This window comes from Chloroflexota bacterium (genome assembly GCA_013152435.1).
Lineage (GTDB): Bacteria > Chloroflexota > Anaerolineae > DUEN01 > DUEN01 > DUEN01.
The window spans coordinates 1-23,515 of sequence record JAADGJ010000018.1 but is presented as its reverse complement, the minus strand read 5'-3'; the positions used below and the strand labels follow the sequence as shown (position 1 = coordinate 23,515).

Below are 23,515 nucleotides of genomic sequence, written 5' to 3'. Positions count from 1 at the left end.
GCGCTCTGATGATTCGTTGGGTGCGTGTTGGACGAGGCCCTGGGGGAACTCCTCAGGGCCTCGTTGTCATCCAGGCAGGATGAATTCCGCCAGGACGGGAAAGTGATCGGAGGCGAGGGCGGCGGGAGGAGCATCCCAGCGGCGACACCAACGGAGCGCTGGTGCCAGCGTGGGGGGCGCGAAGATGTAATCGATGCGCACGCGCGGTCTCGTGGTCGGACTGGTCAGCCGCTCTCCCTGCCCCGCCTGGGCGAAGCTGTCCGTGTATCCCGCCTGTAGCAGGCGCGGGATCACCCGGGGCTCCTCTAAGGTGAACCCCTCCGCCGCGGCCAGGGCCACGGCCTCCTCCCACTGCCCCGGTTCCGGGTAGTCCATCGGCGATAGCGCGTTGAAATCGCCCATCAGCAAGTGGGGGCGATCCCGATCGCGGGATACCCACTGGAGCAGGGACTGAAGCTGTTTCATGCGCGCGGCCTCGAACTTCTGATCCAGGTGTGTGATGTACACGGTCAGCGTCTCCCCGTTCGGCAGGGTGATGCGCGCCTCGAGGAGGCCTCGCTGCTCCCGATCGGGCACGGGCGCCAGCCGGTGAGCCGCGTAAGCCTGAATGGGCCATCGGCTGAGGCAGGCGTTGCCGTATCCGATGGGGTCGGCTCCCTTGGGCCAGGGGATCTCCGTCGCTTGACCGAAGACGGCCTCCATCTCCAACATCTGCGCCATCGCGTCCAGGGCCGGGCGCTCCAGGCCGGGGACTCGCGCCGGGTGGTACACCTCATTCAGCCCCACGATATCCGCCTCGGTCGCCCGGATCACCTCGGCCACCCGGGCGATATCTACCCGTCCGTCGGTTCCCTCCCAGTGATGGATGTTGTACGTCAGCACGCGCAGCTTCATCTCTGCAACTCACTCCGGAAGAAATCCACGCTCACCTGGAGTACCTCTCGCTCCCAGGACGCCCGGTTGTAGGTGTGATCCGCGTGGGCCACGATGTGTTTGGTGACCCTCCCTGGCAGCGCGGCCTCATACGCGTCGGCGTCGGTCGGCGGCACCACGTCGTCCTGGGCCCCGTGGACGATGAGCGCCGGGCCTGCATAGCGCGCCACCTCGGCCAGCGGCTGCACCTGCGGCAGCTCGGCCAGAAATGCGTCGCCCAGGATGTTCCCTCCGATGTCGTACCCTCTCTCTACCCGTATGGGCCGCTGCTCTGCGGGGAAATCATCCATCCGTCGTCGGAAGATGCGCTCCGGCCGGGCGACCGCCGACCACAGCGTCAGCGCCCGGACCTGCTCCGGCCTGCGCCCTGCGGTGATGGCGGCCACGCATCCCCCGAGGCTGAGCCCCAGGACTCCCAGCCGATCCGGATCGATCCCGGACTGTGCCGCCAACCAGTCTAGCCCGGCCAGCGCGTCGCTCACCTCGCCCAGGATGGTCATATCGGCGAACTCACCCTCGCTCTCGCCGGAGCCGCGGAAGTCGAAGCGTAGCGCCGCGACTCCCGCTGCCGTCAGCTGCCGCGCGAGCTTGACGAAGAGGCGGTGAGGCTCGATCCTCTGTCCGGTGAACCCGTGCAGGATCATCACGGCGGGATGGGGGCCCGCCCCCTCGGGGCGGTGAAGCATCCCATACAGCCTCAGACCCTCGTTGGTGAAATGGATCAGTTCCTCCAGCATAGATGTATCTCCTGTTTGACTGCTGTGGTGGGAATGGGATGGTTTGGCGGGCATTGTAACCGTCCCCAGACCTGGTGTCAATGAAAGACGAGGGCGAGCCCAGTCGGGCTCGCCCTCGTCGCGAGTGCGGCGCTTCCGTCATGGTGTGGGAGGAGGATCGTAGAGCACGGTAACGGCGTTGTCGAAGCGGCTGGTGATATACACTCGGTTGCGCCGCGTATCCACCGCGATCCCCTCCTCGGATTCCCGAGGCAGAGGAATCGTCGTCACCAGGCGGTTGTCGGTCGTGTCGTACACCTTCACCTTGTTGCCGCACACGACGAACAGGTGCTGGGTATTGGGGTTGAAGCCTATGACGAAGGGCTCCTCGCCGACGTCGATCGTCCCCACGATCTGGTTGCTCTCGGTGTTGATGATGGTCACCGTCCGGTTGTTCTCCCGGTTGGCGACGTAGAGCAGACGGCGGGCCGAGTCATATGCCAGGCCGTATGGCAGAGGCACATCCGGCCGCGTGTTGTACACGCCTCCGTCGCGCAGGTAGTGCACCTCGTTGGAGCCGAACGCCGTCAGGTACACAAAGCCGCGCTCCTCGTCCGCCGCGACCATGGATGGGTAGCGACCTGCCGGCTTGATGGTGGACACCACCGTGTTGCTGATGGGATCGATGACGGAGACGCTGTCACTGCCGAAGTTGGCGACGTACAGGCGGTCGCCCAGCCTCGTGATCCCGTTCGGGTGGTTGCCCACCGGGATGTAGTCGAGCACGGTGCCGGCCGTCGGGTCGACCACGGCGACGTTGTGCGTTTCCCGGTTCGTCACGTAGACCCGGCCCGAATCAGGCAGGTAGAGGACGCCGTTGGGCCCTCGAGCCTTTTCCTCGTCCAGGTCGATGATCTTGGTGACCTCCAGCTTCTCGCCGTCGATCACGCTCATCTGGTGGCCGGTATGCCTCGGGCCATTGTGGCCGACGAACACCCGGTTCCCCTCCTCATCGACGTCGATGCCGTGCGGGTAAGACTCGGGGGGCAGGAAGATCACGGCCAGCACCGAGATGTTCGAAGGCGGCGTGGGCGTCGGTGTGGGCGGCCATGTGACGCCGTGGAGGATGAACGGCACGTAGGCGAGCGGCTTCCCCACGGTCGCCGTCGGCGTGGGTGTGGGGGTGTGGGTGGGGCTGACCGTGACCGTCATGGTCGCCGTGGGCGTGGGGGTCGGCGTGTTCGTCGCTGTGGGGGTGGGCGTTTCCGTCGCGGCCGACGTGGGCGTCGGCGTGGGCGTCTCGGCGAAGCACACCTCCAGCGAGACGTTGTCCACGAACATGGCCGTCACCCCATCGCGGCTGTCGTTGTACGTGCCGAAGTCGATGGTGATCCGTTGGCCGCGGTAGGCCGTGAGATCGTATTCGGCGAGCTGCCACTCCTGCGCATTCGACTTCTCTCGCAGGAGCCAGTGCAGGGATCCGTTGGGGCGGATCACCAGCGCGTACTGCAGGTCAAGGGACGTGGGCGAGAAGGGGATCTTCCCATTCACCAGCCGTTGCGGCAGGGCGGATTCAGGGATGGATTGGGCCGTGCCGGTCGCGAGCTCCTCGCTCTGTGCGTATCGCCAGAACCGCAGCGTGACGGAGGTGGCGTCCTTGGGGATCGTGATGGTCTGCCAGGCCTCCGAATAACTGGCCTTGGGGGTCCCGCTGAGAATTCCCGTGCGGATGCTGCGCGTGCCCTGGTACGCCTGTTTCGTGGAGTAGGCGGCGGGCTGCTTGCCCCCGAACTTCCAGCCGAAGTCGTACTCCGCTCCGCCGTTCTGGGCGTACTCCCGACAGACGTCGGTGTTGCGCCAGACGCCTGCATCGCTGGCCAGGTACACGGTGTCAAAGCCGATGGTGGCCAAGAGGTCGTGGGCGGCCGCGTCGGTCGGCGGATCCGGCATGGGGGCCCATGTCTCCCCGCCATCCACGGAGCGATAGATCCTGCGCGGCCCCATGAAGTTCGTGCCCATGTCGGCCACGTAGACGGTGTGATCAGTGTTGTACTCGGGGGAGAAGGCCACCGGCCCGGGGAACGGGGCGTAGTAGCCGGGCAGCCCCAGCCCGGTGTAGGTCCACGTGTTGCCGCCGTCCGTGGAGCGGAAGACCCCGCTCTCCGGCACCACGCCGGAGGCCTCGATCTCCCGGTAGGTCACGATCACGGTGCGATCGTTCCGATAGTTGGGGGAGACGGCCACGCCGTAGTTGGGCCCGTGGCTGCCGTTCAGCGCCGTCCACGTGTTGCCGCCGTCCGTGGAGCGGTATAACGGGCCGAAGCCGGCCAGGAATATCGTGCGGTCACGCGCGAAGTCGGGCGAGATGGCGAACTCGAAGGCGATGAACGTGGAGGCGATCCCCGTGTTGCTCAGCGTCCAGGTCTCGCCGCGATCGGTGGATCGATAGACGTACCCCTGATCGCCCGCGGCGAATAGCGTCCCGTCGGCGACGAAGTTCGGAGAGATGGCCAGCGCCTCGTGGGCGGGGGCCGTTGGAAGCTGGTCCCAATGCTCACCACCGTCGGTGGAGCGGTACAGGCTGGCCCCGGTGGAGCTGAACAGCGTGGGATCGTCGGGATAGCCGGGACTGACCAGGATCCACTTGGCATCGGGGAGATTCTGGATCTGGGTCCAGTTGGCCCCGCGGTCGGTGGATCGATAGATCCCGGTGCTTGTGGCGACGAAGATCGTGCCATCGGTCTCGTATCTGGGACTGGCAGCCAACCGCCAGGCCGCGCCGGGAGGTCCTCCGTCCTGCCAGTTGCTCAGAGAGGCCGCGAACACGCCGCTCCCGACCAACAGCAGGATCAGGCACATCAATCCGAGAGGCTTATACATGCGTTTCATCATCCCTCCTTCAGTCCAGCGATCAACGATCGTGTCCAGGAAACGATGGGCGGGATACCTGTGCCTTGGACGGGATTGCCCTCAGGCGCGTAAGGCTCGTCGGGGGCGGGGGAAAGGGTCATCGTTTGAGGAAATGGGAGGTACATGCGGTCCTCTCCGAGAGATGTCGTGCGTACCCCGCCTGGATGAGAACGAGAAGGGCTATGGACCAACCTCGGAAGCGGTCCGTCGAAATGCCCGGTCCTTCGCCGACCTTGCAGTGGAACCCCGTGTGCAAAGCCTTTCTCAGATGATGTGAGAAGCCCTCCCAGGGGAAATCTACCACACTGTGGCCAAGAAGTCAATATGAAATATTTGACGAAATCCCTGTTGGATCGGGGCGGTGATCGGTCGTCGGGGAAGAAGGAGAGGGGAGAGCGCTCTCGCAAGTGAAAAGCCCCCATGCCAGGGTGTGGCATGGGGGCCTGTTGTAGCGATCGGCGCCGGGATCAGTGGGTGACGAACGGGAGGAACGTGCGCTGATCCAGGGTCAGCTCGGTGGCTGGGTAGATAGGCGATTCGTTGCCGGCGCGATCCCGGAAGCGGGCGTACACCTTCGCCGTCTGATTGGCCCCGGCATCGCCCGAGAGCGGGACGACCACCTGGGGCGTATAGGGTTGCCAGGTCACGTTCGCCAGCTCGGGGTCGAGCCCCACCTGCATCTCGGAGACGCCGCTGATGGGGTCCTCCGCCATGACCAGCACCTTCAACTGCCGCGGCTGTCGCTCGCGGATGATGACCTCCCCGGCCGGCGGGGACAGATCCACCGTGATGCTGTCGGAGAAGACCGGGGACTCCCAGCCTTCTTGCGTCTGGATCTGACCGTAAATGGTCACGCGCCCCTCACGACGCTCCGGGATCGACATGCGGATATCCGGCGTGTAGGGCTGCCAGGGCGCGGAGGAGAGGTCCGAAGAGAAAGACAACCGCATCCGCTCCGTGCCGCTAGGCGCCTTGATGTGGACGCTGAGATCCCGTTGATTCGTGTAGGCCGCTCCCCCGTTGATCTCCAGCCCATAGCTGGACGGATCGGGTGGTGGCAGCAGCTCGATCGAGTCGCTGCTGTTGATGGTGATGCCTATGGCATCCTTCAGCTGCACGTAGACCGTGCGCGTGCCCGAGCCGGGCAGCAGGGTCCAGGTCATCGTGCTGCGGAAGGGTTGCCATCGCGCGTCGCGGAAGTCCGGGTAATTGGACACCCGCATCTGCTTTGCCCAGCCCTCGCCGTAGATGTACAGATCGACCTCGGGCGAGAGGGTGCTGTACGCGTCCAGGTTGATGAGCACGGGGTAGGCCCCGATCCGGGTGCCGAAGTCCTGGACCCAGTAGTGGTAGTAGGGGCCTCCGATGCTCCCATCCCATAATCGGACGTTGGCCTGATCGTTCGGATCGTAGGCGTATCCTACGCCGATCTCTTTCAGATCGGGATGCAGCAGGTTGGCCCGGTGGTAAGGGCTATCCAGCCATGCCTGCACGACGTCGGCCGGGCGGGCGAAACCCGCTGCGATGTTCTCGGCGGCGTATAGCCAGTTGGGATAGTTCACGCGGTTGATACGATCCACCAGGGTGGAGCCGTCCGATCCGATGTGATCGAAGAAGTTGTTCTCCGCCATATCCTGCGCATGTTGGCGGGCCGCGGTGCGCAGCGCCTCGTGCAGCTTGAGGGGCGCCAGCCCGGCCTCCACCCGGATTCGGTTCGTCAGCACGACGACTTCGTGCTCCAGCAGGGTGGGATCGACCACATCGTTGGGGTCGACCCGCACGCCCTGCGTCTGAATGGGTTGGGGTGTGCTTACCTCTATCGGATTCTGCCCGTGGGTCGTCGGAGGCGTCGATGTGATCGGCGTTTGCGCCCCCGCGACCGTCCCGCTAAGCCATATGAGAATCCAAATGATGCTCCATCTCACTGTCCATCTTGTCAGACGTGCCCGTCTCATTGCTTTTTCCTCTTCCCGAAACGTTCTCTCGAGATCTCATAATAATCACCGTACTCTCTCCTGCGGGTGGCGTTGCACGGAGTCGTGGGCTGTGGAAAGGATGCTGCGGTCGTCATCGATCCGCCTCCGGTTTCCTGAGGGAGAGTCTTCCCCCGTGGCCCCGGTTACGTGTAGCGCCACCTCCTCTTGTGAGGTCGGTGTCGCAGACGAAATTCGTCGTGTTGCGGGCCGGGCTCCGGGCCCGGCCGAGGGCAGCGTAAGCTGCCGGAAAGGGCGCTCTGTCCATCGTACTTGCATAACAGAGCATCCCTTTCTAGTCTAAGTGGCACCGGGGCGTTGGACAATGGTACTCGTGGACGCTCAAGGCGAGTTTCGTGCGGCGAGTGGGGAGGTATCTTGCTGGGGATGTGTCTGAAGGTCCTGTTGCTTCCGCCATGGGGGCTCAGAGGGGCGAGGCCTCTCCGGAAAGGCCCTCTCTACAGACCCTGCTCTGCCGGGCCTTGGCCCGGATCCCTGCGGAAGGGGCCGAGGGGGCGGATGCCGGCTGAAAGGCGAGGGTTCCGGGAGATGAGCCCATCCCATATCCGGCGCAAAGGGCATTATACTCGTGTCGGCGAGGGGGAAAAAAGGACGGCGGCGCATCGAGTAGTGCGCCGCCGTCGGTGAGGAATGAAATGCAAGGAGGGATCACCCTCTACGCGAATACCAGGTCACGCCGCCAGCGATGATCAGGATGGAGATCAGCAGGACGGCGAGTACGCCGATGTATTGCTCCGGCGTGATCGCCGGGAAGGGGGCCATGGAGCCCTCCGGGGCTGCCGCGGGCTTCCAGCTCAGGATAAAGGCCACGATGTCGTTGATGTCCTGGTCGGTCAGCGGCCCGCCGTGTTCCTGACTCCAGGCGGGCATGGGAGAGCCGGGCACCCCCTCCTCGATGGTGGCCGGAGATCGGCGCGGATGGACGGCCAGTTCTTGGCCAGCGTGGCGCCGACGCGGCCCTCCCCATTCGGCCCGTGGCAGACGGCGCAGTTCTCCTGATACAGCACGGCGCCTCGGTTCGGATCCCCCTCGACGCCGGGGATCGGTGTGATAGGCGGGCGAGGGGTGAAGGTCGCCGTGGGCGTCAGGGGAGGGATTCCCCCGGTTTCCCAGCTCAGGATATACAGCACCAGGGCGTCGATTTCCTCATCGGTGAGGGGGCCTCCGTACTTCTTGCTCCAGGCGAGCATCGGGGAGCCGGGCACCCCCTCCTCGATGGTGGCGGAGATCGGCGCGGATGGACGGCCAGTTCTTGGCCAGCGTGGCGCCGACGCGGCCCTCCCCATTCGGCCCGTGGCAGACGGCGCAGTTCTCGGCGTAAAGCCGGGCGCCCAGCTCCAGCTCAGCCTGCGGGGGGCCTTGGGCCCGGGAGGGCGCACCTCCGGGCTGCAGAGCCGCCAGGATCGCCAGGAGGGCGATCCCAAGGGCGGTCAGGCGGATGAGTGAGCGTCGCATGGCATCCTCCTACTTTTGGGCCAGCAGGAAGGCCACCAGGTCATCCAGTTCTTGCTGGCTGAGCTGCTCCCCATAATTCTGCGGCATGATGGGTTGGTATCCCTCGACGACGAAGGCGGTGGGAGTCAGGATGGATTCGCGAATGTACTCCTCCGCCGAGAGGTCCGGCTTACGGGATGCAGCGACCTTGCCGATCTGGGTGAGGTTAGGCGCCAGGGTGCCCGCGCTCAATCCCTGGATGGTGTGACAGCCGCCGCAGCCCCGTTCGGTGAACACCCGCTGCCCGCGAGCGATCGGGTTATCGGCCTCTTCGGGGCGTGGGGTCGGCGTGGGCAGCTCGGCGATCTCCGCCTGCCCCAACGCGATCGGCTTCCAGTTCATGATGAAGGCGGCGATGTTGCGGATCTGGTCCTCCCGCAGGGGGCCGCCGTACTCCTCGGACCAGGCGGGCATGGCCGGGCTCCCGCCGCCCGGATATTGATCCGGCCGGGTGGATACAGGACGTCCTGTGGAGATGGTCGCGATGATGTAGTCCTCCAGCGACCCCTCCCAACCGACCTCCTCCAGCCGCTGGGTGAAGAAGTAGCGGTCGTTGAGGGGCGGTGCAAGGCCGGGAATGCCCTGGGCTTTCAACCCATGGCAGCCGCTGCAATTGATCTCGAACAGGTCCGCTCCGACCTCGATCGCCTCCGCCTGCTGGGCGGCTGCGTAGCTGCTCATGCGCTTTTCCTCGGTGAAGCCTACGTAGATGATGAGCGCGGCCGTGAGCAGGGTCAGAAGGATCCCGATGGAGATTTGCGTCTGTGTGCGAGTCATGGCGATCATCAGCCTCCTAAATGGCTATCCGGGTTATTCCCGAGGGCGGTTTTGATGCAGGAAGATGTGCCGCTCGTAGGTCTTCCGCTCCCCGCTCTCCGGATCCGTCCATATGATTCGCGGGGTCACCTTCTTCAGATCGGCTTGCCATTCCTCGATGACCAGCACGGCCTGAACCTCCGGCAGCTTGCCCTGCTCTGCCGCCTTGTTGATCCGCTCGCTGAACTCCGCGAAGACGCGCCCCAACCGAGGAGGTAACGTCTTAGGATCCGTTTGGTTCACCTCGTAGACCCCCGGGACGAGCTCGTCGTAGGGGATCGAGCGGAGGGGCCCGATGCCCTCCTCCGGGGCCAGGTCCTGGAGGATTCGCGTCGCAGCGGGCGTCTCGATGCCGTAACCCGGGGTGCCCATGTAGCTCAGGATGACGAGCACGACGGTGGTGACCAGACCCAGGAAGATGGCGACGGGCCTCTTGCGGGCCAGCCGGTGAGGGTTCCGATCGATGTAAGGGACGGCGAAGAGGAGGGCGAAGAAGATCGTGGGAACGATGATGCCCATCAGCACCGGATCGCCGAGCTTGAGCAGGCCCTGGAGCCACAGGAAGTACCAGGGCGCCTCGGTGTCCAGGGGCGTTCGTTGCGGGTCGGAGTGGTGTTCCAGCGGCGCGTCGTAGAAGGTCGCCGACGCGAACACCAGGATGAAAATGCCCAGGCAGACCAGGAACACCTCGTGGGTCAGGAGGTCCGGGATGAAGTCGACGCGCCGGGTGAGCTTCTTCTTCTCCTCCGGAGGCAGGTCGCCCTCCTCCACCCGGGCGGGCAGGGAGAGGCCATGCTCGCGGGATACCTTATAGTAATGGATGCTGATGACCAGGATGGCGAGGAAGGGCAGGAAGACGACATGGAGCAGATAGAAGCGCAGCAATCCGTCGGCGCCGATGTCGGGAGCGCCGCGCAGGAGCAGGTTGAGCTCCGTGCCGATCAGCGGCGCTTTGTCGGCCATTGAGGTGCCGATGGTCACCGCCCAGTAGGCCAGCTGATCCCACGGGAGGAGGTAACCGCTGAAGCTCAGGAAGAGGGTGATCAGCAGCAGCACCACCCCGGTCAGCCAGGTGAAGGATCGTTCCTTTTTGTAGGAGCCGGTCAGGAATGTGCGAAGCATGTGTAAGGCGACGAAGATGACCATGCCCTCCGCGCCCAGCCTGTGGATGTCCCGCAGGAGCGATCCGAAGGGGACCTCGCTCTCCAGCTTCAGGATCGACTGGTAGGCCTCGCTGGGGGAAGGCACGTAGTAGACCATCAGGATGATGCCGGTGATCACCTCGACGAGAAAGAAGAATGTGGAGAAAAATCCCAGGCGGAAAGTGTGGGTGAACCAGGTGCTGGCTTCCTGATAGTATCTGGGACGGATATGGAAGAGAAAGCTGGTCGTATGGACCCGGTATCGAGGGTTCGGGCGCTCGGTGGGGGGATCGCCGCGCAACACGGCTCGCAGCTCCTTGAGCCCCAACCCTGCCGTGATGATGCGCACACGCTGATCCAGCAGGGTGAGCGCCTTCTCTCGTACATCCTGCATGTTCAGTGATTTGATCATGGTCCCTCCTGCAGACAACCCGATGTCCTGCTGATCACGCGTTCGGCTCTCCGAGGATCTTGCGGCCGGTGTCCACCTTTACGATGACGTTAGGGTCGTCGGGGAGGGGTACGGGATCTCCGGTCTCAGGATCCGTCTCGGCCAGCACGTTGCCGTCCTGATCGAGCACCTGCACTACGAAACGGTCCAGCGAACGCGGGGCTGGCCCCCGGATGTAGGTGCCGTCGTATTGGAATTGGGAGCCGTGGCATGGGCAGATGAACTTGCCCTCCTGGTCGTTCCAACCATACAGGCACCCCAGATGTGTGCAGACCTTGTACAGGGCCAGCACGCCCTGTTCCGTGTGGACGAGCCAGAATCTCCCCTTCGGGAAATTGACAGGAGGGGTCTTCTTTGGAGGTAAGTTGGATACCTGACCCAGGGAGAAGACGCCGCCGAACTCCCCTTCCTTGAAGCGGGGCATGGAGAAAAGGTATCCGATGCCCGCCAGGTCGACCAGCAGGATGCCCAGCGAGGCCAGCCATGCGTAGTTCAGCCATTCGCGGCGTGAGATCTTTGCTCCCTTGTCCGCTGATGGAAGTGCCGCCTCAGCCATATCCCTTTGCCTCCTTCACTTGAGAATCCTGTGCTACAGGGAGCACGAGAAATACGATAGCCCGGACACGTAACCGGGGCGAGAGGGGATAGCCCCTTGGAGAGTGTCTGAAGATCTGTCAGCGTACAGGCACGCTCCAGGCCCACGGTTCCGTGCACGGCTACCGATGTGTGCGGGGGAAATGTGATTCCTGCTAAAAGAACCATTTGTAGGAGAAATATATCACGTAAAGAGGGGAAAAGCAAACGCGTGGAGGCGGTTTGTATATCGATTGCTCCCTCTTTGTGCGCATGGCCCCTGTGGGCCCGCACGGGGCATGAGGCGGCTCGGAGGGGAAGCCCCTTCGACCTGCCCGGCCTCGGTCTGGGTTCCGCGGAAAGGGCCGGGAGAGGCAGGTACAGGCCGGAAAGGTGGGATTTCCGTGGAGGGAAGGACCCCCTTGTGGCTGCCTCAGGCGCCCGCAAGGGGCATCTCTACGGTAGGATTTCAGGGGGAGGTGTTTGAGCTTTGAAAAGCCCTGAGCCGGGGCGGCGTTCCCTTGGCGCGCAACGATAGGGTGAGGTATAATGCCGCCCGCTGTGAGCGCGTATGGAAGGGGATCCCATGTTGGTCATCGACGGCTCTTATGGCGAGGGGGGAGGCCAGATCCTGCGCACGGCGCTGAGCCTGGCGGCCGTCCTTCAGCGCCCCGTCCGGATCGAGCGGATCCGAGCCGGGCGACCGCAGCCGGGGCTGCGGCCCCAACATCTCACCGCCGTGCGGGCTGCCGCTGCCGTGTGCGGCGCCACGCTGTCAGGGGATCACGTGGGATCGGGTCAGTTGACGTTCCAGCCGGGACATCCGCCGCGCCCTGGGCACTATGCCTTCGATGTGAGCCAGGTCGCCGGGGCCGGGTCGGCTGGCGCGGTGAGCTTGGTCTTTCAGACCGTATTGCTGCCGCTGGCATTGGCGGATGGTCCCTCCCATGTGGAGCTGCGCGGCGGTACCCATGTCGCCTGGAGCCCTCCCTTTCATTACCTGGCCCATGTGTATCTGCCCGCCCTGGCGAAGCTGGGCATTACGGCCGATGTGCGGCTGGGGCGTTGGGGGTGGTATCCTCGGGGGGGCGGCGAGATGACGGCCCATATCCCCGGCCGGGCGCGATTGCGTCCTCATGAGTTTGTCGAGCGTGGCGATCTCCTTCGACTGTGGGGCATCTCGGCGGCATCACGTCTGCCGAAGCACGTGCGTCAGCGGCAGGCGCGGCAGGCGCAGGCCCGGCTGGCGGCGGAGGGGTTCGTCGTCGAGATCCAGGAGGTGGATGCCCCATCGATTGGGCCGGGGACTTGTGTATTCCTCTGCGCGGAGCACGAGAGGATCACCGCCGGGTTCTCCGCTTACGGGCGGCGCGGGCTTCCCGCCGAGCAGGTGGCCGACGCGGCCGTGGACTCGTTGCTGGCGTACGAGGCCGGGAGCGGTGCGGTAGATCCACACCTGGCCGATCAGCTGGTGTTGCCCCTGGCGCTGGCGGGGGGAGCGCTGACCACCACGCAGGTCACGCGCCACTTGATAACGAACGTTTGGGTTGTAGAGCGATTCTTGGGACGGCGCTTTGAGTGGGAAGGTGAGGAAGGGACAGAGGGACGGCTTCAATGTTTGAATTGATCTTCCTGGGCACTTCGGCCTCCGCCCCCTCGGTGAGGCGCGGTCTGTCCTCCGCTGTGGTGCTCTACAAGCAGTATCGGTTCATGATCGATTGTGGGGAGGGGACGCAGCGTCAGCTGTTGCGTAGTGGTCTGGGATTTCGGCGCCTGGATCGAATCCTGTTGACGCACGGGCATCTGGATCACATCCTCGGCCTGGGAGGGTTGGCCTCCACCTTCGGCCGGTGGGAGATGATCGATCAGATGGATCTGTATGGCGGGAAGTGGGCGTTGCAGCGGGTGAAGGGGTTGATGAACGTCGTGTTCGGCCCCGGGCGTATGCCGTTGCACATCGTGTACCATGAGATCGAGCCCGGCGTCATCTTCGAGGACGACACCTTCACGCTGAGCGCCTTCCCGGTCGATCATCGGGGGCCGGACTGCTTCGGCTTCTCCTTCATGGAGAAGCCGCGTCGACCGTTCCTGCCCGAGCGGGCGGAGGCGTTGGGGGTTCCGGCCGGCCCGGTACGTCGCCAGTTGGTGCAGGGACAGACGGTGACGTTGGAGGATGGGCGGGTGATCCACCCGGACGACGTCCTGGGGCCGGAGGTGCGCGGCGCTCACCTCGCCTTCGTGGGGGATGCCGGCCGCACGGAGGGCCTGATTGAGTTCGTCCATCGGGCGGACGCGCTGGTGATCGAGGCCACGTATTGCGAGGAGGAGGCGGAGATGGCACGTCAATTCGGCCATCTCACGGCGGCCCAGGCTGCCCGGCTGGCCCGGGATGCGGAGGTCAAGCAGCTGATCCTGACGCACATCTCCCGCCGGTACGGCGCCCGGCGCGTCCTGGCCGAAGCGCAGCCCATCTTCCCTGAGACGGTGGTCGCCAACGACTTCGATCGTTTCCGTATCCTCAAAGATGGGCCGAATGTTTATCTTCATCAGGAGCAGGATGTGGATGAGGAGGCCTGAGCCCGGGATGTTCGGATGGGCGCTGGAGAGGCGGAGGATACTCCTTGGGTGGGGTTTGAGGGATGTGGATTGCAAACAGCCCGCCGTCGGCGGGCTGTCGTCTATTCAGGCACGGGAACGGGCAGTTCGTCCACCGGCGTGTTGATCCACTTATCGCCTTCCTCGATCAACATCACCGGGATGTCGTCCTTGATGGGGTATTTCCGGCCGCACCCCTCTTCCTGGCACACGAGCCAGACATCCTTGACCAGTTGCAGTCGGCCTGGATCGGGGCCTTCACGTCGGGTGGGGCCGCTTACACACGCCGGACAGCGTAGAATCTCCAGCAGTTCCGGATCGATCGCCATGTCCTCTCCTCCGTTCGTGTCCCGGGCTCGGATCTGTCCGGGCCCCTGGCGCCCGTTCTGCCCGTGTCTCCTGCCGTGTCAGGGTCTGGCGAGCCGGCCGCGTTCGGTCGTAGAAGGCTCGTGAAACGATCGGGTGGTCTGCCACCTCGCGGAACGCTCGCCCAGACGTTCTGGGAGCCATCCCCCTCAATCCATCCTCCCCTCGCCTGCCCCGCCCACCCGAATCAGGCCGGGAAAGGGCGGATACAAGGCGGGAAAGGAGGAGACTTTGGCGGAGGGGGGGGCTTTGCACCTCCCATGTGGGCTTGCGATGGGCCTCGCGAAGTCTCCACCATTTTGGATACACGACCCACCAAAAGGGGTACACGGATCCAGTATAGCATAGGTTGGACATGCCCTCAACTTTGTGCTATACTTGCTCGCCGGGCGATAGACGCCTAAAACACACACTTCCCGTCCCGTTTCATCAGGGAAACTGCCGTCATCGTGCCGCTCATGCCGATCGAGCGGTCTGGCGCAGGTTCGGGGAGTGGAGGAACAAAACGAAAAGGAGGAAACAGTCGTGCCGATCGTATCTTTGAAACAGCTTTTGGAGGCAGGTGTTCACTTCGGGCATCGCACGCGGCGATGGCACCCGAAGATGAAGCAGTACATCTTCACCGAGCGTAACGGGATCCACATCATCGATCTGCAGCAGACCATCGCCCGTCTGGATCAGGCCTACAATGTGGTACGGGACACGGTGGCCGAGGGGGGGATGGTCCTGTTCGCGGGCACCAAGAAGCAGGCGCAGGAGACGATTCGCGTCGAGGCCGAGCGGTGTGGGATGCCCTATGTCAACCAGCGTTGGCTCGGCGGAACGCTGACCAACTTCCGCACCATCCGGCAGCGCGTGGAGTACATGATCGAGTTGGAGCAGCGCCGGGATAACGGCGAGTTGGAGGCGCTGCCCAAGAAGGAGGCGCTCCTTCTGACTCGGGAGATCGCCAAGCTGAACCGCCGGCTGGGCGGCCTGCGCAGCATGACCCGGATACCGGACCTGCTCTTCCTGGTCGATATCCGCCGGGAGGACATCGCGGTGCGGGAGGCCAACCGCCTGGGGATCCCCATCATCGCCATGGTGGATACCAATTGCGACCCGGACCCCATCGATTATGTGATCCCCTCGAATGATGACGCCATTCGGGCCATCAAGCTGATCACGTCCAAGATCGCGGACGCGGTGATCGAGGGGCAGCAGATCCGAGCGGCGACCATCGCCGAGGAGGAGGCTGCGGAGGAGGCCGAGGAGGAGCAACTGTTGGGGCCCTCCACGTTGGCTAAGATCCGCGCTGGGGTCTTGGAGGAGCTAGAGGAAGAGGAGCTGGTCGAGTTTGAGGAGGAGTTGGAGCTGGAGGAAGAGGAGCCTGAGGAAGCCGTATTGGAGCTGGATGAAGAGGAAGAGATGGCTGCCACCGAGGTCTTTGAGGCCGAGGAGGAAGAGGTAGGCGAGGAAGAAGAGGCCGAAGAGGCTGAGGAAGAGGGCGAGGCCGTTGAGGCGGTGGCTGAGACGGCCGAGGAGACGGGAGATTCCCAGCCGGAGGCCGTGGCCGAGGAGGAAGCAAGCCTCGAAGCGGATGAGGCTTAAAGGGATCAGGAGGAGGCCGGAAGGTTCGGCCTCCTTTACATGTCAAACCATTTGGAAGAGGAGTGGGAACGTTGCAAGTCACGACAGAGATGATCAAGGAGTTACGCGCAAGGACCGGCGCGGGAGTGCTGGATTGCCGCAACGCGTTGCAGGAGACGGGCGGGGATCTGGACAAGGCGACGGAGCTGTTGCGCCAGAAGGGGATCGCGGTGGCCGCTAAGAAGGCCGGGCGCGAGGCCCGAGAGGGGATCATCGGCTCTTACGTGCATATGGGGGCCAAGGTGGCCGCCCTGGTGGAGCTGAATTGCGAGACGGACTTCGTCGCCCGCACGCCCGAGTTCCAGCAGCTGGCCAAGGACCTGGCCATGCAGGTCGTGGCCACCCGTCCTCTGTACGTGAGCCCCGAGGACGTGCCCGCCGAGGTGATCGAGCGGGAGAAGGAGACCTATCGTGCTCAGATGGCGGACTCCGGCAAGCCGGAGCACATCATTGAGCGCATCGTGGAGGGCAAGCTCGAGAAGTTCTACGATGAAACCTGTTTGCTGCGTCAGCCGTTCATCCGGGATGAGGGCATGACGGTGCAGGACCTGATCACCGATGCCATCGCGAGGCTAGGCGAGAATATCGTCGTGCGCCGGTTCATCCGGTATGAGCTGGGGGAGGAATGATCCCCGGGAAGGGCTGATAGGCGATGACCGACTTGAAGTATCACCGCATCGTGTTGAAGTTGGGCGGCGAGGCGCTGGCCGGCGAGAGCGGCTTCGGGATCGATCCCGACCGGGCGGAAGAGGTCGCCACCAAGGTCCGCAAGGTCAAGGACCTGGGGGTGGAGATCGCCGTCGTCCTGGGGGCCGGCAACATATGGCGTGGCAAGGAGGGGCTGGAGCACGGCATGGATCGTGCTACGGCCGACCACATGGGGATGTTGGCCACGGTCATGAACGCGCTGGCCTTGCAGGATGCCCTGGAGCGCCTGGGCGTGATCACCCGGGTTCAGACGGCTATCGAGATGCGGCAGATCGCCGAGCCGTACATCCGGCGGCGGGCCATCCATCAGCTCGAGAAGGGGTATGTGGTGATCCTGGGGGCCGGAACCGGGAACCCGTATTTCACGACGGATACCGCGGCCGCTCTGCGGGCCATGGAGGTTGGCGCTGAGGTGCTCATCAAGGCCACCAAGGTGGATGCGGTGTACGATCAGGACCCTCTTTTGAATCCGGACGCGCGGCGTTTCGACCGGCTGAGTTACATCGATGCGTTGAACATGCGGGTGGGCATCATGGACAGCACGGCGATCACGCTGTGCATGGACAACGGCCTGCCCATCTATGTGGTCGACCTGTGGGCTCCGGATAGCCTGGAGCGGGTAGTGCGTGGGGAATCCATCGGCACGGTGATCTCATAGCTGCCCTCCCCAGCGCGCCCTCGGCGGTCTCTGCCCGGCAGGGATAGGATCGTGGAGGGCGGTGGGCGTCGTCTGCGAGGACGAACGGCCCCGTTTCATGACCTCCCGTGTTGGACCTTGTAGCTGCAGCCAGGAGTGAAGGGAATGATCGACGACGCGCTGCGAGATGCCGAAGACCGGATGAAAAAGGCCGTGGAGGCCTTACAAAACGACCTGCGCGGGGTTCGCACCGGGCGGGCTTCACCCGCGTTGGTGGAGCGGGTGATGGTGGATTATTACGGGGTGCCGACCCCCCTGCAGCAGCTGGCCACCATCGCGGTTCCGGAGCCGCGCTTGCTGACCATTCGGCCGTTCAACCCCGGCGATATCGGCCTGATCGAGAAGGCGATCCTGAAGTCGGACCTGGGGTTGACGCCGTCGAACGACGGCAAGCTGATTCGGCTGGTCATCCCTCGCCTGACCGAGGAACGACGACGTGAGCTGGTCAAGCTGGTCGCCCGGCGGGTGGAGGAAGGGCGTGTAGCGGTCCGCAACATCCGGCGGGATACCATCAACGATCTCCGTGAGTTCGAGAGGGAGAAGCTCATCTCCGAGGATGAGCTTCACCGCGCGCTGGACGAGGTGCAGAAGCTAACCGACCGTTACATCGAGCAGGTGGATGAGGTCGGCAAGGCCAAAGAAACGGAGATCATGGAGATCTGAAGTGCGGTGATACCGATGCGAGGGGGGGCGGGCCGTGCGGGAAGACACGGCTTGCTCCCTCCTTTTGCTTCGAGGCCCATTTCGTGCGTTTTCGCGGGCGATCCGGGGACCCCTATAGGGGAACCTGGCGCAGTCGCGGTGGACGAAATCGGCAGTGGTAACCCCCACGCTTCACTTACGATTCGGGGAGGGAGGGCCACAACGATCTCCTTCCCCGGATGCGTTCTTCGCCTTCGCATGGGAGGGAGCTTGTACCCTCTGGGGAGTGCCGCGAGAGGAATGGAAAGGTGAGCGATAGCGAGCTGACGCGTGTCCCTTATCACATCGGCATTATCATGGATGGGAACGGCCGGTGGGCTCAGAGGCGAGGGCTGCCTCGCCTGATGGGGCACCGCGCGGGCACGGAGAACATCCGGCGCGTCCTGGAGGGGTGCGTCGAGTTCGGTGTCAAAGTGCTGACCGTCTACGCCTTTTCCACGGAGAACTGGGCGCGGCCACCTGAGGAAGTGCAGGGATTGATGCGCCTGCTGCGCGAGAACATCCGGCGCCAGCTCCCGGAGCTTCACGAGAAAGGGGTGCAGATCCGGCACAGCGGCCGGCTGACCGGCGTGGACCCACGCCTTCAGGAGCAGATCCGGGCGGCAGTGGAGCTCACCAAGCACAACGATCGGATCATCCTGAACGTGGCGTTCAACTACGGCGGCCGCGCGGAGATCCTGGATGCCGTCCGTCGCCTGATGGAGGATGGCGTGCAGCCGGATGAGCTGACGGAGGAGTTGTTCGGCCGTTATCTGTATACGGGCGATCTCCCGGATCCAGATCTGATCATCCGCACGGGAGGGGAGTATCGGCTGAGCAACTTCCTGCTCTGGCAGGCGGCCTACGCGGAATATTACGCCACTCCCACCTATTGGCCTGACTTCGACAAAGAGGAATTGCGCAAGGCGCTGGTGGAATACGCCCGGCGTGAACGGCGCTTTGGTAAGGTCCCTTCGTCCCAGTCCTGAACATCATATACCCCGAGGCTTGCCTTGCTGCGTGACCGTGTGCTCAGCGCTGTTGTCTTGATCCCCCTGGTGGCCGGGCTGGCTTACGCTGGCGGGTACTGGTGGCTGGCGGCCGTGGCTCTGGCGGGCGCGCTGGCCAGCATCGAGTTGTTTCGCCTGCTGCAGCATGGCGGGTACCAGCCGCACGCCTGGGCGGGGGTAGCGTGGACGTTGGCGTTGATCGCCAGCGGCTTTTGGCCCCGGGCGTTGCCGGTCGGCCTGGTGCTGGGGAGCGGGCTGATGGTCACGCTGACGCTGGCGCTGTTCCGGGTGGAATCGCATCCGGCGACGGATTGGGCGTGGACCGCCGCAGGAGCCGTTTACCTGGGTGTGCTCCTCGCCCCCTTTGTGGCGCTGCGCATGCGTCCCAATGGGCTGCTCTGGCTGGCGCTGGCGGTCCTTACGACCTGGGTCACCGATTCCGGCGCGTATTTCGTCGGCGTCACCGTGGGCCGACACAAGTTGTCCCCGCGGCTCAGCCCCAAGAAGACCTGGGAGGGCGCCGTTGGCGGCTGGCTGATCGGCGTCCTGGGCGGGGCCGCGCTAGGGGTGTGGCTGGTGGGGCTTCCGCCGCTGCAGGCGGTGGTGTTGGCCGCCATCCTCTGCCTGTTGGCCCCGTTCGGCGATCTGGCCGAATCCATGATCAAACGCCAGGTTGGCGTCAAGGATTCCAGCCGGCTGATCCCCGGGCATGGGGGCGTGTTAGACCGGCTGGATAGCCTGTTGTTCATCGTCCCTGCCACGTACTACGCCTCCCTGCTGCTGGGGTGAGGGCTGGACTGGCTTGACCCTCCCGATCTCGCCCGACGGGATGCCTCATTCCCGGCGGCCGGGGCTGTTGCGCGGCGAAAGGTGTGGTCCCCCTTTCTGAGGATTCTTTCCTCTCCATGCGATGTGAGGGTGGAAGGAGGCGAGCATGGCCAACACCGCGGCGCTTTCCTCACCGGCGGCGCGTGCCACGAATTGGAAAGTCGTCCTCTCCTGGGCGCTCTACGACCTGGCGAACACCATCTTCTCCATGAATATCGTCTCCCTGTACTTCTCCCTGTGGGTGGTCAACGTCATGGGGGGATCCGACGCCGCCTACGGGTACGCCAACAGCCTCTCCATGTTCCTGATGTTCCTGTCCGCTCCGATCCTCGGCGCGCTCTCCGATCAGACAGCGCGTCGCGTGCCATTCCTGGTCGTCTCTACCCTCCTGTGTGTGTTCTTTACGGCGCTGCTGGGCATGGGGGGGCTGGTGCTCTCGTTGGCCTTCTTCGTCCTCGCCAACTACATGTTTCAGGCCGGGTTGATCTTCTATGACTCGTTGTTGCCCGTGGTGAGCACGGAGGAAAATCGCGGCCGGGTCGGTGGATTGGGGATCGGCCTGGGGTATCTGGGCTCGTTCATCGGGGTGGGCAGCGGGTTGCTGTTGCTGGATCGCATCGGCTATGTGGGGGTGTTCCGGCTCAGCGCGGCGCTCTTCCTGCTGTTCGCCCTTCCCTGCTTCCTGTTCGTGAAGGAGCCCCGTCCTGCGGGGAAGATGCGCATCACCCGGACGATGTTGGTGAACGCGCTGCGGCAGGTGAGCCAGACCGTGCGACACGCCCGGCAGTTCCCGGGCCTGATCCGCTTCTTGATCGGCCGGATCTTCTACACCGATCCGGTCAACACGGTCATCGTCTTCATGGGGATTTACGTCACCAACGAGGTGGGGTTCACCGCCACCCAGGCCCAAATCGTGCTGTTGGTCTCCATCGCCTCGGCCGTGTTGGGCGGGCTGGCGTGGGGCGTCGTGGTGGATCGCATCGGGCCCAAGCGCAGCCTGAACATCGTGCTGATCATGTGGATGGCGGCGTTGGCTCTGGCCGTGTTCATCGCCGTGCTCGATCTGCCACCGTCGCTCTTCTGGCTGGTGAGCCTGACGGCCGGCATAGCGTTGGGCGGCACGTGGAGCTCGGATCGGCCGTACATGCTGCGGTTGAGCCCTCCCCGCTACATCGGGGAGTTCTATGGGCTGTATTCCATGGTGGGGCGCTTCGCCAGCATCATCGGGCCGTTCATGTGGGGCTTCATCGTGGATACGCTGGGGTTTGGCCGCCCGGCTGCCATCATCTCCCTGCTGGTCTTCATCGTCATCGCTTTCGTGATCCTCCAGGGCGTGGACGATCATCCTCGCGAGTGGGCGCCGGACCTGTTGTAGCATCCGGGGCCTCCCCTCTCCTCATTTACGGGCTCTGCCACCAGTCCTTGCGTGAGCGGGGATCCATGAAGGTGCCGCTGTCTCGGATGGCGACGCCGATCTCGGCGCCGCGGGCCCGGCCCAGGGCCTGCCCAGCTCGAAGGGCGGGCAGGCGCGCCCGTCCGGCCTCGTTCCACGCGTCGTAGAGGGCGAGCAACGCCGGGTCCACGCAGATGTGCTCCAGGTGCAACGTGTACCCGTGGACCACGTTGTCGTCCCGCGTGTACTTCAGGGTGATGCGATGCGCGTCGGCGTAGAGGACCAGCACCTCGTAGCCGCTGCCGATGGTGTATCCGGAGTCCGGCACGCGAATGGGCTCGCCCGGGGTGGTAGCCAACCCGGCCAGGGTCACTGGCGGACTGGGGATCGGGGAGCCGCGGCAGTTGCACGTCCAATCCCAGTCGTAAACCTGGTACACGGAGCGAAAGGTCGCCGCGCGGCCGTCCAAGAAAAGGCCGGACAGCCGGGGCGCGTTGGGATCGTGGCCGCCCGCGTAGTCGACCAGCCCCTTGTAAGCGCTGGTAGGCTTGTAGCCGCGCAGGGATAGGTTGAGGTCGGCGTGGCGCTCGGCCGGTCGGTCGGTGGGCGGGGGATTCACGGAGAGTGTCCCGTACTGTTCTTCGGGGATGGGCTGACATGCCTGGGGGGCTGCTGCCATGAAGGGTAGATAGATGCGCTGTGCCGTGGAGGGTGCTGTGATGGGCAGGTAGAGCAGCGCCAGCAGGGGAATCCATCCCGCCAGGGCCGTCCATCGCCGGGGTATCACGGTGCGCGTCACCTCATCAGATGGGCGGATGTCAGGATCAGGATGGCCACCAGGGCGATGAGGAACACCCCGGTGATCGCGATCAGGGTGATCCAGATCGGATCGCGTGGGGCCTGGGCGAATACCTTGCCCGTCTGGCCGTTGACGGCGAACAGGTAGAGCTTGTTCCGATATCGGTATGTCCCCAGGTATACCGGCAGGAGGGCCAGCTTCCAATAGACGTCCGTGAAATGGACGAAATCCGTGGGGCCGTATCGATCCTCGATGTCCTCCCGGACGCGCGCCCGGGCCTGGATAGAGGCCTCGGCCAGGGTGGTCTGGTAAATCTCCACCGGCCATCCCGCCGTGTACTCCGGCCGGTATCGTTTCAGCGCCTCCAGGTCGAAGGGCTCTATGCCCTGTGCCATCTCCTCCTTCAGGCTGAGCGATCCGCAGACCGGCACGTTCGCGTATACGCGGCTTGAGAGATAGTCGGCGTTGTCCGGGTCCCGGCGTCGGAATCGGGCCAGGCCGTCGAATATCCAGAAGGGGATGTACACCCCGCGGAGCCGCTCGATGGTCACCTGGCGGCCGAGCTCATCCGGCCATAACCGATCGCTGGACAGCCAGTGTCGAAGCGCCTCCTCCGCCTCTTGCTCGTCCAGCCGGAAGGGCAGGATCGCCTGGGGAGCGATGAGGGGAGCATTGGGTTGCGGCTCCAGGACGAAGGTCGAGCCGCAGAATGGGCATTGCAGGCTCCCCTGCCGGGCCGAGATGGTCGTGGTGGCCCCGCAGTCCTGACAGTGGTATACTCGCTGGCCGATCCACTCCTCCTGTGCCGCCCGCGTGGTGGATACGTGTCCCAGCGGCATGCTCTCCGGGGAGCCAGTGTCCCTGGGGATGTCCTGCGCCTGGCCGCAGTGGGGGCAGACCAGGGCTTCCTGTCTGGGATCGTAGCGCACGTCCGATCCACAGCCGGGACAGGTGAAATCCCGAGCTTCCGTGTGGATAGGAGAAGCCGCCTCTGGCTTTGGGGGAGAGAGGGTCAGGGCGTTGAACTGCCGCCAGGCCTTTTCGTTGTCATAATCAAGCTCCAGCACGCGGCGGAGGTAGGCCTTTCGCTCCTCCACGTCATCCGTGATCGCGCTGAGCCACAGCCAGGCCTCCTCGTTGTGGGGATCTTTCTCCAGGATCGCTTCAAACAGGCTCCTGGCCCTCTGCAGGTCGCCGGCCTGAGCCGCGGCGACCCCTTGTGTCAGTAGGGTGTCCATCTCGCTCATCTGACAGCCCATATCGCTCATGTAGCGCGGCAGCCGTGCCTTGGGCGGGCTTCTGCCGAGCCCTCTTGTCCCCCCGGTGGTTTATCGGCTGGTTGCTGGCGGCCGAACGACCTTTCGGGGGGCGCGTCCATACGTGCCCCATTGCTTTCAATTTAGCTCGTTTTCTCGCGCTTTACCAGTGTCCGGATGGCCTAGCCGTTGCGCCGAGCGTTGGTCTCCCGCCTTCGGGCGGGGGATCCCGGTGGATCGAGAGGCGAATTCGTGGGGGAGTTGGGGGATCGGCGTGGGCTTCATGGGTGGAAAAGGAAGGTAGGAGACGGCGATGTCCCCCCTTCCCGAGATGACGTGTTCCTTGCGCTGTGTCTACTATGGGCGTCAGGCCGACGCGCGTTCTCGGCGCAGCGCGGCGTCCGCGTCCAGGAAGGCCCGGAGCATGGCCTCCTTCTTCTCCAGTGGCACGCCGATCGCCTGGCCGTCGCCGTAGTCGGACAGGATGAAGCCGCCCGTCGGCGTGCTCCACTGCTCCAACAGCA

At 64.4% G+C, this 23,515-nt stretch carries 23 protein-coding genes; 9 read left to right on the top strand and 14 right to left on the bottom strand.

Annotated features, from left to right (window positions below):
* Positions 1-66 precede the first annotated feature (66 nt).
* From GXP39_02540 to GXP39_02495, 10 genes are all read right to left on the bottom strand, one after another.
* A complete protein-coding gene (locus GXP39_02540; GenBank protein ID NOZ26914.1) occupies positions 67-894 on the bottom strand; it encodes a hypothetical protein in 828 nt (275 codons plus the stop codon).
* Positions 891-1,670: an alpha/beta fold hydrolase gene (locus tag GXP39_02535; GenBank protein ID NOZ26913.1), complete on the bottom strand. Its 780-nt coding sequence runs from the start codon at positions 1,668-1,670 to the stop codon at positions 891-893. Before GXP39_02535 ends, GXP39_02540 begins: the two co-directional genes overlap by 4 nt.
* A 138-nt stretch (positions 1,671-1,808) precedes the next feature.
* Entirely contained in the window at positions 1,809-4,529 is a 2,721-nt protein-coding gene (locus GXP39_02530; GenBank protein NOZ26912.1) for a hypothetical protein, read from the bottom strand.
* 497 nt (positions 4,530-5,026) lie between these two features.
* Positions 5,027-6,484: a CAP domain-containing protein gene (locus tag GXP39_02525; GenBank protein NOZ26911.1), complete on the bottom strand. Its 1,458-nt coding sequence runs from the start codon at positions 6,482-6,484 to the stop codon at positions 5,027-5,029.
* 717 nt (positions 6,485-7,201) lie between these two features.
* Positions 7,202-7,423 carry a hypothetical protein gene (locus GXP39_02520; protein ID NOZ26910.1) on the bottom strand — a complete coding sequence of 74 codons (222 nt, stop codon included), beginning with the start codon at positions 7,421-7,423 and terminating at the stop codon, positions 7,202-7,204.
* On the bottom strand, positions 7,387-7,758 hold the full coding sequence (locus GXP39_02515; protein NOZ26909.1) for a c-type cytochrome: 372 nt from the start codon (positions 7,756-7,758) through the stop codon (positions 7,387-7,389). Before GXP39_02515 ends, GXP39_02520 begins: the two co-directional genes overlap by 37 nt.
* Positions 7,700-8,008: a c-type cytochrome gene (locus GXP39_02510; GenBank protein ID NOZ26908.1), complete on the bottom strand. Its 309-nt coding sequence runs from the start codon at positions 8,006-8,008 to the stop codon at positions 7,700-7,702. Before GXP39_02510 ends, GXP39_02515 begins: the two co-directional genes overlap by 59 nt.
* Positions 8,009-8,017: 9 nt before the next feature.
* Positions 8,018-8,824: a c-type cytochrome gene (locus GXP39_02505; GenBank protein NOZ26907.1), complete on the bottom strand. Its 807-nt coding sequence runs from the start codon at positions 8,822-8,824 to the stop codon at positions 8,018-8,020.
* 33 nt (positions 8,825-8,857) lie between these two features.
* A complete protein-coding gene (locus GXP39_02500) occupies positions 8,858-10,417 on the bottom strand; it encodes a cytochrome bc complex cytochrome b subunit (protein ID NOZ26906.1) in 1,560 nt (519 codons plus the stop codon).
* A 34-nt stretch (positions 10,418-10,451) separates the two neighbouring features.
* Positions 10,452-11,012: a Rieske 2Fe-2S domain-containing protein gene (locus tag GXP39_02495; GenBank protein NOZ26905.1), complete on the bottom strand. Its 561-nt coding sequence runs from the start codon at positions 11,010-11,012 to the stop codon at positions 10,452-10,454.
* Positions 11,013-11,615: 603 nt separating this feature from the next.
* Here GXP39_02495 and GXP39_02490 point away from each other — a divergent pair.
* Positions 11,616-12,656, top strand: a complete 1,041-nt coding sequence (locus tag GXP39_02490; GenBank protein ID NOZ26904.1) for an RNA 3'-terminal phosphate cyclase — start codon at positions 11,616-11,618, stop codon at positions 12,654-12,656.
* Entirely contained in the window at positions 12,644-13,606 is a 963-nt protein-coding gene (locus tag GXP39_02485; protein ID NOZ26903.1) for a ribonuclease Z, read from the top strand. Before GXP39_02490 ends, GXP39_02485 begins: the two co-directional genes overlap by 13 nt.
* Positions 13,607-13,707: 101 nt before the next feature.
* Here GXP39_02485 and GXP39_02480 read toward each other — a convergent pair whose 3' ends face one another.
* Positions 13,708-13,953 carry a Trm112 family protein gene (locus GXP39_02480; GenBank protein ID NOZ26902.1) on the bottom strand — a complete coding sequence of 82 codons (246 nt, stop codon included), beginning with the start codon at positions 13,951-13,953 and terminating at the stop codon, positions 13,708-13,710.
* A 562-nt stretch (positions 13,954-14,515) separates the two neighbouring features.
* On the opposite strand from GXP39_02480, the gene rpsB reads away from it, so the two are divergent.
* The 7 genes from rpsB (at position 14,516) to GXP39_02445 (ending at position 20,918) form a co-directional block, all read left to right on the top strand.
* Positions 14,516-15,580 (top strand): 30S ribosomal protein S2, encoded by a 1,065-nt coding sequence (gene rpsB, locus GXP39_02475; protein NOZ26901.1) that lies wholly within the window; start codon positions 14,516-14,518, stop codon positions 15,578-15,580.
* 71 nt (positions 15,581-15,651) lie between these two features.
* Positions 15,652-16,248, top strand: coding sequence for a translation elongation factor Ts (gene tsf, locus GXP39_02470; protein ID NOZ26900.1), 597 nt, complete (start codon positions 15,652-15,654; stop codon positions 16,246-16,248).
* Positions 16,249-16,271: 23 nt separating this feature from the next.
* Positions 16,272-16,985, top strand: coding sequence for a UMP kinase (locus tag GXP39_02465; GenBank protein NOZ26899.1), 714 nt, complete (start codon positions 16,272-16,274; stop codon positions 16,983-16,985).
* Between the two features lie 144 nt (positions 16,986-17,129).
* Positions 17,130-17,687, top strand: a complete 558-nt coding sequence (gene frr, locus GXP39_02460; GenBank protein ID NOZ26898.1) for a ribosome recycling factor — start codon at positions 17,130-17,132, stop codon at positions 17,685-17,687.
* A gap of 218 nt (positions 17,688-17,905) precedes the next feature.
* Positions 17,906-18,694 (top strand): isoprenyl transferase, encoded by a 789-nt coding sequence (locus GXP39_02455; protein ID NOZ26897.1) that lies wholly within the window; start codon positions 17,906-17,908, stop codon positions 18,692-18,694.
* A 24-nt stretch (positions 18,695-18,718) separates the two neighbouring features.
* On the top strand, positions 18,719-19,504 hold the full coding sequence (locus GXP39_02450) for a phosphatidate cytidylyltransferase (GenBank protein ID NOZ26896.1): 786 nt from the start codon (positions 18,719-18,721) through the stop codon (positions 19,502-19,504).
* 145 nt (positions 19,505-19,649) lie between these two features.
* Positions 19,650-20,918: an MFS transporter gene (locus tag GXP39_02445; protein NOZ26895.1), complete on the top strand. Its 1,269-nt coding sequence runs from the start codon at positions 19,650-19,652 to the stop codon at positions 20,916-20,918.
* 25 nt (positions 20,919-20,943) lie between these two features.
* On the opposite strand, the gene GXP39_02440 is transcribed toward GXP39_02445, so the two are convergent.
* The 3 genes from GXP39_02440 to GXP39_02430 form a co-directional block, all read right to left on the bottom strand.
* A complete protein-coding gene (locus tag GXP39_02440; protein ID NOZ26894.1) occupies positions 20,944-21,723 on the bottom strand; it encodes a hypothetical protein in 780 nt (259 codons plus the stop codon).
* Positions 21,724-21,731: 8 nt separating this feature from the next.
* A complete protein-coding gene (locus tag GXP39_02435; protein NOZ26893.1) occupies positions 21,732-22,973 on the bottom strand; it encodes a tetratricopeptide repeat protein in 1,242 nt (413 codons plus the stop codon).
* Positions 22,974-23,357: 384 nt separating this feature from the next.
* Positions 23,358-23,515, bottom strand: a 158-nt coding sequence (locus GXP39_02430) for a hypothetical protein (GenBank protein NOZ26892.1), incomplete at its 5' end; no start/stop codon positions are given.

What these genes read in the sequence shown, in the direction of transcription:
- GXP39_02540 (NOZ26914.1), bottom strand. Translation starts at nt 894, where the DNA reads ATGAAGCTGCGCGTGCTGACGTACAACATCCATCACTGGGAGGGAACC.
- GXP39_02535 (NOZ26913.1), bottom strand. Translation starts at nt 1,670, where the DNA reads ATGCTGGAGGAACTGATCCATTTCACCAACGAGGGTCTGAGGCTGTAT.
- GXP39_02530 (NOZ26912.1), bottom strand. Translation starts at nt 4,529, where the DNA reads ATGTATAAGCCTCTCGGATTGATGTGCCTGATCCTGCTGTTGGTCGGG.
- GXP39_02520 (NOZ26910.1), bottom strand. Translation starts at nt 7,423, where the DNA reads ATGCCCGCCTGGAGTCAGGAACACGGCGGGCCGCTGACCGACCAGGAC.
- GXP39_02510 (NOZ26908.1), bottom strand. Translation starts at nt 8,008, where the DNA reads ATGCGACGCTCACTCATCCGCCTGACCGCCCTTGGGATCGCCCTCCTG.
- GXP39_02505 (NOZ26907.1), bottom strand. Translation starts at nt 8,824, where the DNA reads ATGACTCGCACACAGACGCAAATCTCCATCGGGATCCTTCTGACCCTG.
- GXP39_02500 (NOZ26906.1), bottom strand. Translation starts at nt 10,417, where the DNA reads ATGATCAAATCACTGAACATGCAGGATGTACGAGAGAAGGCGCTCACC.
- GXP39_02495 (NOZ26905.1), bottom strand. Translation starts at nt 11,012, where the DNA reads ATGGCTGAGGCGGCACTTCCATCAGCGGACAAGGGAGCAAAGATCTCA.
- GXP39_02490 (NOZ26904.1), top strand. Translation starts at nt 11,616, where the DNA reads ATGTTGGTCATCGACGGCTCTTATGGCGAGGGGGGAGGCCAGATCCTG.
- GXP39_02485 (NOZ26903.1), top strand. Translation starts at nt 12,644, where the DNA reads ATGTTTGAATTGATCTTCCTGGGCACTTCGGCCTCCGCCCCCTCGGTG.
- GXP39_02480 (NOZ26902.1), bottom strand. Translation starts at nt 13,953, where the DNA reads ATGGCGATCGATCCGGAACTGCTGGAGATTCTACGCTGTCCGGCGTGT.
- GXP39_02465 (NOZ26899.1), top strand. Translation starts at nt 16,272, where the DNA reads ATGACCGACTTGAAGTATCACCGCATCGTGTTGAAGTTGGGCGGCGAG.
- frr (NOZ26898.1), top strand. Translation starts at nt 17,130, where the DNA reads ATGATCGACGACGCGCTGCGAGATGCCGAAGACCGGATGAAAAAGGCC.
- GXP39_02455 (NOZ26897.1), top strand. Translation starts at nt 17,906, where the DNA reads ATGCGTTCTTCGCCTTCGCATGGGAGGGAGCTTGTACCCTCTGGGGAG.
- GXP39_02445 (NOZ26895.1), top strand. Translation starts at nt 19,650, where the DNA reads ATGGCCAACACCGCGGCGCTTTCCTCACCGGCGGCGCGTGCCACGAAT.
- GXP39_02435 (NOZ26893.1), bottom strand. Translation starts at nt 22,973, where the DNA reads ATGGACACCCTACTGACACAAGGGGTCGCCGCGGCTCAGGCCGGCGAC.